This is a genomic window from Clavibacter sepedonicus (genome assembly GCF_000069225.1).
Taxonomy (GTDB): Bacteria; Actinomycetota; Actinomycetes; order Actinomycetales; family Microbacteriaceae; genus Clavibacter; species Clavibacter sepedonicus.
The window spans coordinates 2,705,024-2,719,218 of sequence record NC_010407.1 but is presented as its reverse complement, the minus strand read 5'-3'; the positions used below and the strand labels follow the sequence as shown (position 1 = coordinate 2,719,218).

Here is a 14,195-nt window from a genome sequence, read left to right as displayed (position 1 = left end):
TCGGTCACGTGGGAGACCTCTCTGTCTGGGGATGCGCGTCGGCGCGGATGGCGCCTCGGGCGCCGGGGGATCCGCCGGCCGGCATCGTGCACCGACCGGCGGAACGGTGGGGTCACCTGACCGTGAAGCCGTTCTTCTCCATGTCGGCCACCGTGATCCGCTGCATGGCGTCGACGGCCGCGAGGAAGTCGGCGCTCTTGCGGCTGTCAGCGGCCTTCGCGAACTCGTCGTTGAAGGCGCTGTACGCGACGTTGACGTTCGGACCGTAGGTGAACGGCGCGATCGAGTCGGCAGCCTCGGCCGCGACGTCGTAGAAGTCGGGCTGCGAGCTGAAGAACTCGGGCGCGGTGTCGAGCGCGTCGGCCACTGCCTCGGTGTCCGCCGGGTAGACGTTCGAGATGTCGGCGAGCGCCTTCACCGCCTCCGGGTCGGTGTTCAGCCACTTGGCGAACTCCACGGCCGCTTCCTTGTGCTCCGACTGCGTGGTGACGGCGGTGGTGGATCCGCCCCACGTGCCGGTCGCGGGCGACGACGCGTCCCACTGCGGCAGCGGTGCCGCGGCCCACTTCCCCGCAGTGTCCGGCGCGTTGGAAGCGAGGACGCTGGGCGCCCACACGGCGCTGATCCAGCCGACCTGCGTGCCGTCGTTCAGCCCCTGGTTCCACTCCGGCGTGTACATGGGCTTGTTGTCGATGGCGCCGGACTCGACGAGGTCGCCCAGTACGACGCGACCTCCTCCGTGGGCTGCGCCGCGATGCCCACTCCCCACGCGTCGCCGTCGATGGACCACCAGGAGGCACCCGCCTGCTGCGCGAGTCCCGCGAAGGATCCGGCGTCGCTCGCGGAGAACGTGCCGAGGCACTGCGAGGGGTCGGCCGCGTGCACGGCGTCCGCCGCGGCACGGTACTCGTCCCACGTCGTCGGGACGGCGATGCCGCGCTCGGCGAGGATGTCCGCGCGGTAGAAGAGCATCATGGGTGCGACGTCCTGCGGGATCGCGTAGACGGCGTCGCCGCCCAGGGTCACGCTCGACCACACGCCTGCGCTGAAGTCGCCCTCGAGGTCTCCGGCGCCCTGCTCGGAGATGTCCGCGATCGCGTCGGCGGAGACGAGGGTCGGGATTTTCTGGTACTCGGCCTGCATCAGGTCCGGGGCGCCGCTGCCTGCCTTGATCGCGGTGAGCAGCTTGGTGACGGCGGGGTCGCCGCCGTCCTGCTTGTTCACGGTGACCTGGATGTCGGGGTTCTGCTGGTTCCAGATGTCGACGACCTTGTCGAGGTCGGGCGCCCAAGCCCAATAGCTGAGCTCGACGGGCCCGTCGTCTGCTGCGCCCGGGGCGCATCCGGTGGTGATCAGCACGGCGGCAGCTGCCGCCGCGACCGCGGCTGTGCGGATGGATGTGCGCATTCGTCCTCCTTGGCGAAAGGCTGAGTGGGAGCGCTCACGCAGAGCACAGGCCGTCGGGTGACGAGATACGGGTCGACGCTGACTGTGAGCGCTCTCAGTAACGCACAGCACAAAGGGCGTGTCAATTACCCGTGATGCGGTCGTTACCTCCCGAACTGCGTGTGTTAGAACTGGGAGCGCACACAGTCAAAGGAGATGACATGGATCCGGATCGCCGCGACAGCCCGCGCCCGCTCACCTGGCCGCGCGGCACCGAAGCCCTGCGATACGGCGGTGACTACAACCCGGAGCAGTGGCCCCGCGAGACGTGGCACGAGGACGTCCGGCTGATGCGCGAGGCTGGCGTGAACCTCGTGAGCATCGGCATCTTCTCGTGGTCCGTGCTGGAGCCGAGCGAAGGCGTGTACGACTTCGCGCTGCTCGACGAGGTCATGGACCTCCTCCACGCCAACGGGATCGACGTCGACCTGGGCACGCCCACCGCCGCTCCGCCCGCCTGGTTCTGGGCGCGCTACCCCGACTCGCGTCCCGTCACGCGCTCCGGCACGGCGCTCGGCTTCGGATCCCGCGGCATGGTCAGCCCTTCGAGCCCCGAGTACCGCAGGGCGGCGACGGAGATCGCCCGCCGGCTCGCCGAGCGCTACCGGGACCACCCCTCTCTCGTGATGTGGCACGTGCACAACGAGTACGGCGCGCCCATCAGCGACTGCTACTCCGACCACTCGGTGCGCGCCTTCCGTGCCTGGCTCGAGGCCCGATACGGCTCGCTGGATGAACTCAACCGCGCGTGGGGCACGTCGTTCTGGGGTCAGCGATACGGGACGTGGGACGAGATCGACGCCCCCCGGCAGTCGGCGAGCACCACGAATCAGACGCAGCGGCTCGACTTCGCGCGCTTCACGTCGGATGCGCTCCTCGCCTGTTTCACCGCCGAGCGTGACGCGATCCGGGAGCACACGCCCCATCTGCCGATCACCACGAACTTCATGGCATCGAGCTGCCCGTCCATCGACTACTGGCGGTGGAGCCGGGAGGTCGACGTCGTCGCGAACGACCACTACCTCACGGCCGAGCGCCGGGACAGCCACGTGATGCTCGCGCTCGACGCCGACCTCACGCGCTCCTTCGCGGGCAACCGGCCGTGGATGCTCATGGAGCACTCCACATCCGCCGTGAACTGGCAGCCGCGCAACATCGCGAAGCGGCCCGGGGAGATGGCGCGCAACAGCCTCGCCCACGTGGCGCGCGGATCCGACGCCGTCATGTTCTTCCAGTTCCGCGCCTCCCGCTTCGGCGCGGAGAAGTTCCACTCGGCGATGCTGCCGCACGGTGGCACGGACACGCGGATCTGGCGCGAGGTCGTGGCGCTCGGCGCGGACGTGGCCGCGCTCGCGCCCGTGCGCGGATCCCGCGTCCGCGCCCGCGTCGCGATCCTCTGGGACATCCAGTCGTCCTGGGCGCAGGATCTCGAGTGGCGCCCGTCGGTGGAGCTCGACCACCGCGAGCGCGTCGAGGCCTTCTACACGGCGCTCTGGCACCGGGGTGTGACGGTCGACTTCGCGCATCCGCACCACGACCTGTCGGGCTACGACGTGGTGCTCGCACCCGCCCAGTACCTGCTCGACGAGGAGGGGTCGCGGAACCTCAGGGACTTCGTCGCGGGCGGCGGGCGGCTCGTGGTGTCGTACTTCAGCGGCATCGTGGATCAGGACGACGCCGTGCACGAGGGGATGGCGCCCGGCGCGCTCCGCGACGTGCTGGGGCTCGGCGTGCAGGAGTTCATTCCGCTGCGCGCCGACGAGACCGTGGCGCTCGACTCCGGCGCGACGGGAACCGGCTGGGCCGACGACATCGTGCTGTGCGGCGCCGAGGCGCTCGTGCGCTACGCGTCGGGACCGGCAGCAGATGGACCCGCGATCACACGGAATGCCGTCGGATCCGGCGCCGCCTGGTACGTCTCGACGCGCCTCGACCCGGCGGCGCTCGACGCGCTGCTCGCCGACGTGCTGGCCCAGGCGGGCATCGACGCGGAGCCGGCCCCGGACGGCCTGGAGCGCGTGACGCGGCACGGCGATGGCGAGGCGTTCACCTTCCTCGTCAACCACGCCGACGATCCGCGGACGGTGGCGATCCGCGGCGCCGAGCTGCTCACCGGGACCGAGGCGGACGGGGCGCTCGAGGTGCCGGCAGGCGCGGTGCGGGTGGTGCGCACGGCCGGATGACCGGACCGTGGACGAGCGGATCCGCGGGCCCGGTCCTGCGGATCCGCTCAGAAGAGCGCCCACTAGCCGTTAGTGCGCATACAGTCGTGTTCCACCCCATCGGAAGGCGTCGCGACGCGCATCCACGTCGACGACGACAGCAGGCGGCTCGATGACGAGCCGCGGAGAAGGAGGAGCAATGGCTCTCACGCAGGCCGCACCCGGCCAGACCGACATCCCCGGCATCAGCTGGTCCCCCGTCGCCGCGGGGCTCTGGGTCGCCCGACGCGGCGACGAGTTCGCGGGTCTCTCCGAGGAGCGGTGGGGCGTCGGCTTCCACGTCACCGACCGCCTCGGCCGCGACGTCGGCGACTTCCCCACGCTCCAGGAGGCGCGCCGCGCGCTCGGCTGACCCGAGCGCCGGGCGGGCGTTGCATGCGCCCGCCCGGCGGCCGATAGCACCTCCCGGCCGCGCTCGCACCGGATCGACGATCGCGCGCGCGCAGGCCTAGGGTCGAGCAGGTGCCTGCCTCCCCCACGCCTCCCGCATCCGACCACCACGCCGCCGACACCGGGCAGGCCGACGGCTTCGTCCGGGTGCGAGGTGCGTCCGAGAACACGCTCCGCGACGTGGACGTCGACATCCCGCGCGACCGGATCGTGGCCTTCACGGGCGTCTCGGGGTCCGGCAAGTCGTCGCTCGCGTTCGGCACCGTCTACGCAGAGGCGCAGCGCCGCTTCTTCGAGTCGGTGGCGCCCTACGCGCGCCGGCTGATCCGGCAGGAGCAGACGCCGCACGTCGAGAGCATCACGGGCCTACCGCCGGCGGTCGCGCTGCAGCAGCGCCGCGGAGCACCGAGCACGCGCTCGACCGTCGGCACCGTGACCACGCTGTCCAACTCGCTCCGGATGCTCATGTCGCGGGCCGGGACGTACCCCGCGGGCCAGGGCCGGCTCGACTCCGACGCCTTCTCGCCCAACACGGCCGCGGGCGCGTGCCCCGTGTGCCACGGGCTCGGCGTCGCGCACACCGTGACCGAGGCGTCGCTCGTGCCGGATCCGTCGCTCTCCATCCGAGAAGGCGCGATCTCCGCATGGCCGGGCGCCTGGCAGGGCAAGAACCTGCGCGACGTCACCATCGCGCTCGGGTACGACGTGGACGTGCCGTGGCGCGAGCTGCCGCGGGAGTCGCGCGACTGGATCCTCTTCACCGAGGAGCAGCCGGTGGTGCAGATCACGCCGCAGCGCGACCGCGTGGCGAAGCCCTACAACGGGCGGTTCTGGAGCGCGCGCTCCTACGTGCTGCACACGCTCGCCGACTCGGCGAGCCCGCGGCTCCGCGACGCCGCGCTCGCGCACATGGTCTCGGGCACGTGCGAGCGGTGCGGCGGGAGCGGGCTCACGCCGGAGGCGCTGGCCGTGACCTTCGCGGGCCGCAGCATCCAGGAGCTCAACGCGCTGACGCTCGCGGACCTCGCGACGGCCATCGCGCCGGCGGACGGCATGGGCGACGTGGCCGTGACCATCACGACCGACCTCGTCGCACGCCTCGCCGTGCTGGTGGACCTCGGGCTCGGCTACCTCAGCCTCGGTCGCGTCACCACGACGCTGTCGCCCGGCGAGATGCAGCGGCTCCGTCTCGCGACGCAGCTGCGGTCGGGGCTCTTCGGCGTCGTCTACGTGCTCGACGAGCCGTCGGCGGGGCTGCACCCGGCCGACGCCGAGCCGCTGCTCGAGGTGCTCGAGCAGCTGCGCGACTCCGGCAACTCCGTGTTCGTGGTCGAGCACGACATGGACGTCGTGCGGCGCGCCGACTGGATCGTGGACGTGGGGCCGGGCGCGGGGCAGGCGGGCGGATCCGTCGTCTACAGCGGTCCCGTCGACGGGCTCCGCGAGGTGGAGGCGTCGGCGACCCGACCGCACCTCTTCCCGGACCTCGCGCCTCCGCGCGCCGAGCGGACGCCGCGCACGCCGACCGGGAGCATCCGGGCGACGGGCGTGACGCTGCACAACCTCGTGGACCTCGACGTGGAGATCCCGCTCGGCGTGATGGTCGCGGTGACGGGCGTGTCCGGATCCGGCAAGTCGACGCTCGTGAGCCGCGTGCTGCCGGACCTGCTGCGGGCCTCGCTCGCGCCCGACCGCGTGGTGGTCGAGCAGGCGGACGACGCGGATGGCGACGACGACGCGTCGGGCCCCGCGCGGATCGCCCGGGTGGAGGGGGCCGACGCCGTCGACCGGCTCGTGTCGGTCGACCAGCGCCCCATCGGCCGCACGCCCCGCTCGACGCTCGCCACCTACACCGGGCTCTTCGACGCGGTGCGGCGCACGTACGCCGCCACCGATGAGGCGCGCGCCCGCGGCTACGGCGCCGGCCGGTTCTCGTTCAACGTCGCGGGCGGGCGGTGCGAGACCTGCCAGGGCGAGGGATCCGTGACGGTCGAGCTCCTCTTCCTGCCGGGCTCCTACGGCCCGTGCCCCACCTGCCACGGCGCCAGGTACGAGCCGGCGACGCGGGAGATCGAGTACCACGGGAAGTCGATCGCGGACGTCCTGGGCATGACGGTGGACGAGGCGCACGGCTTCCTGCAGGACGTGCCGCTCGCGGCCCGCGCCCTCGCGACGCTCCGCGACGTGGGCCTCGGCTACCTGCGGCTCGGCCAGCCCGCGACCGAGCTGTCGGGCGGCGAGGCGCAGCGGATCAAGCTGGCCACCGAGCTGCAGCGGGCGCCGCGCGGCCACACCCTCTACCTGCTCGACGAGCCGACGACGGGCCTCCATCCGGCCGACGTGGTGCTCCTCCTCCGGCAGCTGCAGGGGCTGGTGGACGCGGGCAACACGGTCGTCGTGGTGGAGCACGAGATGGACGTGGTGGCGGATGCCGACCGCGTGATCGACCTCGGGCCGTCGGGCGGCGACCAAGGCGGCCGGATCGTGGCGCAGGGCACCCCGCGGGAGGTCGCCGACGCCGCGGGGAGCCGGACGGCGCCGTACCTCGCGCGGCGGCTCGACGCCTCCTGAGACGGGTCGCGCAGGACGGCACGGGCCCAGCGCGACGTGGGTAGTCTGACCTCTTGCGGTCGCGCCCCGGTGCGTCCGACGCGCTCGCCTCCATCCCGCACGCCCCTAGGAGCACCTCGTGACTGACTCGACCGGTACACCCTCCACGCCCGCGGGCTGGTACGCGGACCCCGCAGGATCCGACCGCCTGCGCTGGTGGGACGGCACGCGCTGGACCGACCACCTGGCCGACGCGCCGGCCGCCGCCGCGGCCTCGTCGTCCGCGGGCCAGCAGGGTGACGTTCAGGGATCCGCGGGGCAGCCCGCCGCCGCTCCGGGCTCCGGCCACGTGGCCCCGGAGGCCCCGGGGGCCGCAGCCGCGCCGCCGGCCTACGGCCAGCAGGCTCCCGGCCAGCCGTACGGGCAGCAGCCCTACGCGCAGGCCGGGTACGCGCAGACGCCCTATGCCGCCCCGACCCCTCCCCCGCAGGTGCCCGCGTCCACGTCCCCGTTCACGTGGGCGATCTGGGTCCTCGCGGCGCTGCCGCTCGTCTCGATCGTCCTCGCGCTGAACGTCGACTACCGCACCGCGCTCGAGATGAGTCCCCGCGGCCCGCGACCCGACGCCCTGGTCGCCTCGGCGATCAGCAGCCTCGTCCAGTTCCTCCTGTGGGGCGGATCCGTCGCGCTCGCGTTCGTCGACTGGCGCGACCTCACGCGCCGCGGCATCGTCCGCCCCTTCCACTGGGCGTGGGCGTTCATCCCCGTCGCCGGCGGCGTCTACCTCATCGGGCGGTCGATCGTCGTCCGCCGCCGCATCGAGGGCGCGCCCGCGAACGCGCTGTCGCCGATCTGGCTCTGGGTCGGGCTCAACGTCATCGTCGCGTTCATCTCCATCGTCAAGTTCGTCGAGGCCTTCTCCACGACGATGCAGATGTACAGCACCGGCCGCTACTGATCCGCAGTCGGCCCGCCCGCCGCACGTCCCGCGCCCCGGTCGGCGCGTCCGCTCACACGAAGCGGATGCGCTGGCCGGGGCGCAGCTGCGCGGCGAGGCGGACGTCGTCGCGGGCGACCACGCCGATGACCGGGTAGCCGCCCGTCATGGGGTGGTCGGCGAGGAACAGGATCGGCCGGCCCGACGGCGGCACCTGGAGCGCGCCGGTGACGACGCCCTCGCTGGGGAGCTCACCCGGGATCCGCCGCTCGAGCGGCTCGCCGTCGAGGCGGACGCCCACGCGGTCGGCCTCGGCGGTCACCTCCCACCCGCGGTCGAGGAGCGCGGTCCAGGATCCGTCGACGAACCAGTCGAGGCGCGGGCCGGGCGACGCGCGGAGGACCACGTCGCCGTCGGCGGGCGCGGAGACCGCGAGCGAGTCGATCGGGGGCACGGGCCGGGCGGGCGCGGATCCGACGGGCAGCACGTCGCCCACCGCGACGGGCGCGGGTCCCACGCGGGAGAGCATGTCGGTCGCGCGGGAGCCGAGGACGGGCGCGACGTCGATGCCGCCGCGCACCGCCAGGTACCAGCGGATCCCCGCGACAGCCGACCCGATCTCGAGGGCGTCGCCGGCGTCGAGCAGCACGGCCGCGGCGTACGGCGCGGGCCGCGACCGGCGGCCCACCGTGCGCACGAGCGGTCCGACGGCGCCCGTGACGGCGACCCACACGGCGGCCGTCGCCCGCAGCACGGCGCCGCCGAGCACGATCTCGAGGCCCGCCGCGCCGGGCGCGTTGCCGACGAGGAGGTTCGCGTCGGCGAGGGCGCGGGGATCCAGCGCACCGGACGGCGAGACGCCGATGCCGCCGTGGCCGGGTCGGCCCGCGTCCTGCACGAGCATGAGCGGCCCCGTGCGCTCGATCACGAGGCCGGGCGCGGCCACGGTCGTCGCGCGGCGACCGCGGCGGGGAGCCGGCGCGTCGCTCACGCGTCGACCTCGCGGAAGCGCACGGCGGATCCGGGCTGCAGCAGCGCGGCCGGCTCGCGCTCGGGATCCCACAGCACCGCCCGCGTGGTGCCGATGAGCTGCCAGCCGCCCGGCGAGACGCGCGGGTAGATCCCGCTGAACTCGCCCGCGAGCGCGACGGCGCCGGCCGGGACCCGCGGGCGCGGCGACGTGCGGCGCGGCACCTCGAGGCCGGGGACGCCGGCGAGGTAGCCGAAGCCCGGCGCGAAGCCGCCGAACGCGACCGTCCAGGTGCCCGAGGTGTGGCGCTCCACGACCTCGCGGACCCCGATGCCGAGGAGCGCGGCGACGTCGGCCAGGTCCTCGCCGTCGTAGACCACGTCGATCTCGACGGGCGCGTCACCCCGGGAGCCGGCCTCGTCGGCGGGCCGGGCCGGCTCGGCGGCGAGCGCCCAGGAGCGGGCGGCGGCGAGCGGGAGCACGTGCGGATCCACCGTGACGAGGATGCTCCGCGCGCCGGGCACGATGTCGACGACGCCTCGCGGCCGCGTCGCGTCGAGCACCGGCTGCAGGCGGAGCACCTCGTCGAGCGAGTCGAGGTCGAGCATGACCGCCGCGTCGCCGCACGGCAGGAGCCGGAGGGTCACAGCGCGCGCCGGTCGCGGGCGGGGAGCGCGCGACGGTCGGCGCCGGCGGGAGCCGCCGTCGCAGCGGCGTCTGCGCCAGCCGCATCCGGCACCGGCCGGATCTCCACGCCCGCCGCCTCGAGCGCGTCCCGCACCGCGCGGGCCAGCCCGACGGCCCCGGGGGTGTCGCTGTGCACGCAGAGGGAGTCGGGGTCGAGCCGCACCACGGATCCGTCGATCGCCACGACCGTGCCCTCCGTCGCCATGCGCACAGAGCGGGCCGCGACATCGGCCGGGTCGTGGATCACGGACCCCTCCTGCCGCCGGGACACGAGCGCGCCCTCGGGCGTGTACGCCCGGTCGGTGAACGCCTCGACGCGCGTCGGCAGGCCGGCGGCGTCGGCGAGCCGGAGGATCTCCGAGCCGGGCAACCCGAGGACGGGGAGCGTCGGATCCAGCGCCACGACCGCGTCCACCACGGCCTGCGCCTGCACGGGATCGTGCGCGATGCGGTTGTAGAGGGCGCCGTGCGGCTTGATGTAGGAGACGCGGGCGCCGACCGTGCGCGCCAAGCCGGAGATCGCGGCCAGCTGGTAGAGCACGTCGCCCGTGAGCTCGGCGGGCGACGCGTCGAGGTCGCGGCGGCCGAAGCCCTGGAGGTCGCGGTAGGCCACGTGGGCGCCGACGGCGACGCCGTTCCGGGCCGCGCGCTCGAGCGCGTGCAGCATGACGAGCGGATCCCCCGCGTGGAACCCGCACGCCACGTTCGCGCTCGAGACGACGTCGAGCATCGCGTCGTCGTCGCCGAGGGTCCAGCGGCCGAAGGACTCGGCCAGGTCGCTGTTGAGGTCGATCTGCATGGCGTCTCCCCTGCGGTGGTCGCGCCGCGACCGGCGCCGGCGACCGCCCGTCGCGGGGCCGTGCGACCAGGCTAGGCGGCCCGCGGGGCGACCGGCCCGACAGCGGCGCGGATAGACTCGATGACCGTGACCTCACGCACCCTCATCAAGAACCTGGCCGCCCTCGACGACGGGGACGTGGCCGTCTCCGGCTGGGTCGAGACCGTCCGGGATCAGAAGAAGATCCAGTTCGTGATCCTCCGCGACGAGTCGGGCGCGGTGCAGCTCACCTACAAGCGCCAGGGCGACGAGGACGCGACCGCCGACACCATCTCCGGGCTCGCGGCGGGCACCTTCCTCACCGCGACCGGCACGCTCAAGCACGACGAGCGCGTGAAGCTCGGCGGGCTGGAGATCGGCCTGTCCGGCATCGAGGTCGCCGCGGCCGCCATCCCCGAGACGCCCATCGCGGCCGACTCCTCCATCGACAAGCGCCTCGACTGGCGCTTCATCGACCTGCGCGCGCCGCGCAACTCGCTCATCTTCCGCGTGCAGACCACGCTGGTCCACGCGCTGCGCACCTACTGGGTCGAGCACGACTTCATCGAGGTCTTCTCCCCCAAGCTCATGGCCACGCCCTCCGAGTCGAACGCCGAGCTGTTCAAGGTCGACTACTTCGACGGCGTCGCGTACCTCGCGCAGAGCCCGCAGTTCTTCAAGCAGATGGCGCAGTCCGCCGGCTTCGGCAAGATGTTCGAGGTCGGCCCGGCGTTCCGCGCCGACCCGTCCTTCACCTCGCGCCACGCGACCGAGTTCACCTCGGTGGACGCGGAGATCAGCTGGATCGAGAGCCACGAGGACGTCGCGCGCCTCCAGGAGGAGCTCATCGTCGCCGCGCTCACCGCGGTGAAGGAGAAGCACGGCGACGAGATCCGCGAGCTGTTCGACGTGGAGGTGACTGTGCCGAGCATCCCGTTCCCGCGGATCCCGCTGCTCGAGGCCAAGGACATCGTCGCGAAGCGCGGCCATGTGATCGACCGCGCCGACGACGACCTCGACCCCGAGGGCGAGCGCCAGATCGCGGCGCACGTGATGGAGGAGTTCGGCCACGAGTTCGTGTTCCTCACGGACTACCCGTCGACGATCCGGCCGTTCTACCACATGCGGAACGCCGAGGACCCGTCGATCACGAACAGCTACGACCTCATCTGGAACGGCGTCGAGATCACCACGGGCGCCCAGCGCGAGCACCGCGTCGACGTGCTCGAGGCGCAGGCCCGCGAGAAGGGCCTCGACCCCGAGGAGCTCGGCTCCTACCTCGACTTCTTCCGCTACGGAGTGCCCCCGCACGGCGGCTTCGGCATGGGCCTCAACCGCGTGCTGATGCTGCTGCTGCACCAGTCGAACCTCCGCGAGGTCACTTACCTGTTCCGCGGGCCGAACCGGCTCGCCCCGTAGGTCCTGCTCCACCGGACGGCCCGATCCCCTCAGCAGGGGGTCGGGCCGTTCCGCGTCGGCGGCCCCGGTCCGGGCGTGCGGATCTACATCGCTCGGGGGAACCGCGGACGCCGACCCGCCCGTAGCGTGGCAGGCACCGCCGACCCGCCCGGGCGGCCGCACGCCCGGACCCCGAGGAGCCCGCATGCCCCACGAGACGCGACACGACCGGAGCCTCGCGCCCGGGATCGCCCGGCACGGTCGGCTGCGGAAGCCGAGCGCGGTGCGCACCGCGGTCCTCGCCGTGGTCGTGGTGGCAGCCGTCGCCGTCGTGAGCACCGGATCCGTCGCCGCGGTCGCCGCCTGGGACCTCGCGCGCACCGTGCAGGCGAACGCCGTGGACATCGGGGACGGGAAGGCAGCGCCGCCCTCCATCGGCGGGATCGACGGGGGCGCCAACATCCTGCTGGTCGGCGGCGACACCCGCGAGGGTCAGGGCGATGGCTACGGCACGGGCAAGGACGTCCAGACCGGCAACCTCAACGACGTCACGATGCTCCTACACATCAGCGAGGACCACACGCGCGCGACCGTCGTCTCCTTCCCGCGCGACATGCTCGTCGACATGCCCGCCTGCACCCGTCCGGACGCCTCGGAGGAGCCCGCGTCCTCGGACGAGCAGATCAACGTGGCGCTCAAGCGCGGTGGGCTCCCGTGCGTCGTGCGGACCGTCGAGGCGATCACGGGACTCGAGGTCCCCTACGGCGGCGTCATCCAGTTCAACGGCGTCCTCGCGATGTCGAACGCGGTCGGCGGGGTGCCCGTCTGCGTCGCCAAGCGCATCTACGACCCCAAGACCGATCTCGACCTGCAGCCCGGGGTGCACCCGCTGCAGGGGCGCGAAGCCGTCCAGTTCCTCCGCACCCGCCACGGCGTGGGCGACGGCAGCGACATCGACCGCATCAGCAACCAGCAGGTGTTCCTCAGCGCCCTCCTGCGCACCATCACGTCGACGGACACGCTGACCAACCCGGCCAAGCTGTACGGCATCGCGCGCGCCGCGGTCGACAACATGGTGCTCTCGACCTCGCTGGACACCCCGTCCGCCATCACGTCGCTCGCCCTCACGGCCAAGGACATCCCGCTCGACCGCTTCACCTTCGTGCAGTACCCGAGCATCCGGCTCGAGAGCCAGCGCGTGGCGCAGGACGTCGTGAAGGGCGACGAGATGATCCGGCTGATCGCGGCCGACGCGGACTTCTCCCTCGCGCCGGGCAGCACCGGACAGGGAGTGGCCGCGCCAGAGCCCGCGGCCGGGGAGACCCCCGCGCCCGACGCCGGAAGCACGCCGTCCGCCGAGCCCTCCGCCCCCGCCGTGCTCCCCTCGGGCGTCACGGGCCAGACGGCCGCGGAGGAGACCTGCTCGAATGGCTGATGCCAGCCCGCCCGCCCTCCTCCTCGTCAACGGCACCTACGGCGTCGGCAAGAGCGCCGTGCTCGACCACCTCGGCGAGCTGCTCGCCGAGGCCGGGCGGCCGTTCAGCCTGATGGACGTGGACTGGTTCCACCGGTCCTGGCCGCCCGCGTCGTGGGATCCGGAGAACATCGTCGTCGAGGCGCGGGCCATGGCCGCCACGTGGGCGCTGTTCCAGGAGGCGGGGCCGCGGCAGCTCGTGATCAGCGGGGTGGCGGCGGAGCGCGCCGACCTCGACAGGTACCGCGACGCGCTCGGGATCGACGTGCGCAGCGTGCTCCTGACCGCGTCGCCCACGGTCGTCGAGGCGCGCCTGCGCTCCCGCTACGACGACGACCGCAGTGCCGCGCGCGACTGGCACCTGGCCCGCCACGCGCAGCTCGCCGCGCGGCTGCGGGAGTCCGGCCTCGACGAGACGACGATCCCGACCGACGACCGCCCCCCCCCGGCAGGTGGCGCGGGCGGTGCTCGACGCGTTCGACGCCGCCGCCCGCTAGGGATCCGCGGGCGACGGGATCCCCGCCCGCCGGAGAACTGTTTCCTCTGTTGCCGTAATATCGGGCCCATCACTCGATGCCCCCACCCGCGGGCCGCCGAGCCGTCGACGCCGCGGGATCCGCAGGATCCGCGCCGCCGACGAGACCTGAGGACGGGACATGGAGGAGGGCAGGGCATGGGCCAGCTGATCTTCGACAGCACCACCCGCACCACCATCGACGACCGAGCGCTCGCGCACCTGCAGATCGTGATGATCAACAAGCTGCGCCGCCGGGAGAGCTTCGCGTTCTCGTGGAAGTACCCGGCATCCGAGGGCGACGGACGCAGCACCGTGTGGGTCGCGCCCGAGCTCCCGCTGCACTTCCGGTTCTCGGGCAGCCGCGTCCCGGCGATCAACCCCGCGTGGGTGGAGGTGCTCATGGAGAGCGCGAACACCGGATCCGGGCTGCACCTGATCCCGGAGCCGCCGCCCGGATCGTCGCCGCACCCGGAGCCGCGCGCCGACTGACGGCACACGCCACGGGCCTCCGGCGACCTGCCGCCCGCCCTGCCCGACCCGCCCGACCCGCGACCGAAGGACGACCATGGCCCTCACCAACCTCCCCTACGACGACGAGGCGATCCTCGGCGCCGCCGAGTCCGCGAACGCCATCAGCCGCGAGGTGCGCGACGTGCAGGTCGACTTCACCGGCACCGGCGTCGGCGAGGACGGCGTCGCGCGCATCACGGCGACGATCTCGTGGACCGTCCCGGCCGACGAGGCCGTGCGGATCCTCGAGCAGGCGATGCCGCGCGGCTGAGCGCGG

General features: G+C 73.3%; 13 protein-coding genes. 8 read left to right on the top strand and 5 right to left on the bottom strand.

All coding sequences use genetic code 11. From position 1 onward, the window contains the following. Positions 1–112: 112 nt before the first annotated feature. On the bottom strand, positions 113–679 hold the full coding sequence (locus CMS_RS18195; protein WP_256890513.1) for an extracellular solute-binding protein: 567 nt from the start codon (positions 677–679) through the stop codon (positions 113–115). Then, a complete protein-coding gene (locus CMS_RS18190) occupies positions 649–1,407 on the bottom strand; it encodes an ABC transporter substrate-binding protein (RefSeq protein WP_256890514.1) in 759 nt (252 codons plus the stop codon). The genes CMS_RS18195 and CMS_RS18190 overlap by 31 nt, the downstream gene beginning before the upstream one ends. A 200-nt stretch (positions 1,408–1,607) precedes the next feature. On the opposite strand from CMS_RS18190, the gene CMS_RS12680 reads away from it, so the two are divergent. From CMS_RS12680 to CMS_RS12665, 4 genes are all read left to right on the top strand, one after another. Next, complete coding sequence (locus CMS_RS12680) at positions 1,608–3,629, top strand: beta-galactosidase (RefSeq protein ID WP_012299837.1); 2,022 nt, start codon at positions 1,608–1,610, stop codon at positions 3,627–3,629. A 178-nt stretch (positions 3,630–3,807) separates the two neighbouring features. Then, positions 3,808–4,020, top strand: coding sequence for a hypothetical protein (locus CMS_RS12675; RefSeq protein WP_012299836.1), 213 nt, complete (start codon positions 3,808–3,810; stop codon positions 4,018–4,020). 110 nt (positions 4,021–4,130) lie between these two features. Then, complete coding sequence (locus CMS_RS12670; RefSeq protein ID WP_012299835.1) at positions 4,131–6,629, top strand: excinuclease ABC subunit UvrA; 2,499 nt, start codon at positions 4,131–4,133, stop codon at positions 6,627–6,629. A 118-nt stretch (positions 6,630–6,747) separates the two neighbouring features. After that, a complete protein-coding gene (locus CMS_RS12665) occupies positions 6,748–7,566 on the top strand; it encodes a DUF2510 domain-containing protein (protein WP_012299834.1) in 819 nt (272 codons plus the stop codon). A 52-nt stretch (positions 7,567–7,618) separates the two neighbouring features. On the opposite strand, the gene CMS_RS12660 is transcribed toward CMS_RS12665, so the two are convergent. Genes CMS_RS12660 through CMS_RS12650 form a run of 3 tightly spaced genes read right to left on the bottom strand, consistent with a single transcriptional unit; the run spans position 7,619 to position 10,001 of the window. Next, positions 7,619–8,536, bottom strand: a complete 918-nt coding sequence (locus tag CMS_RS12660; RefSeq protein ID WP_049791943.1) for a 5-oxoprolinase subunit C family protein — start codon at positions 8,534–8,536, stop codon at positions 7,619–7,621. Further along, positions 8,533–9,162: a 5-oxoprolinase subunit B family protein gene (locus CMS_RS12655; protein WP_012299832.1), complete on the bottom strand. Its 630-nt coding sequence runs from the start codon at positions 9,160–9,162 to the stop codon at positions 8,533–8,535. The genes CMS_RS12660 and CMS_RS12655 overlap by 4 nt, the downstream gene beginning before the upstream one ends. Continuing rightward, positions 9,159–10,001, bottom strand: coding sequence for a LamB/YcsF family protein (locus tag CMS_RS12650; RefSeq protein ID WP_012299831.1), 843 nt, complete (start codon positions 9,999–10,001; stop codon positions 9,159–9,161). The genes CMS_RS12655 and CMS_RS12650 overlap by 4 nt, the downstream gene beginning before the upstream one ends. 120 nt (positions 10,002–10,121) lie before the next feature. On the opposite strand from CMS_RS12650, the gene aspS reads away from it, so the two are divergent. The 4 genes from aspS (at position 10,122) to CMS_RS12630 (ending at position 14,189) form a co-directional block, all read left to right on the top strand. Continuing rightward, positions 10,122–11,438 (top strand): aspartate--tRNA(Asn) ligase, encoded by a 1,317-nt coding sequence (gene aspS / locus CMS_RS12645; RefSeq protein ID WP_012299830.1) that lies wholly within the window; start codon positions 10,122–10,124, stop codon positions 11,436–11,438. A 184-nt stretch (positions 11,439–11,622) separates the two neighbouring features. After that, positions 11,623–12,852, top strand: a complete 1,230-nt coding sequence (locus tag CMS_RS12640; RefSeq protein WP_012299829.1) for an LCP family protein — start codon at positions 11,623–11,625, stop codon at positions 12,850–12,852. Next, complete coding sequence (locus CMS_RS18275; RefSeq protein WP_012299828.1) at positions 12,845–13,897, top strand: DUF7882 family protein; 1,053 nt, start codon at positions 12,845–12,847, stop codon at positions 13,895–13,897. The genes CMS_RS12640 and CMS_RS18275 overlap by 8 nt, the downstream gene beginning before the upstream one ends. Before the next feature lie 76 nt (positions 13,898–13,973). Then, a complete protein-coding gene (locus CMS_RS12630) occupies positions 13,974–14,189 on the top strand; it encodes a hypothetical protein (RefSeq protein ID WP_012299827.1) in 216 nt (71 codons plus the stop codon). The last annotated feature ends 6 nt before the right edge of the window (positions 14,190–14,195 follow it).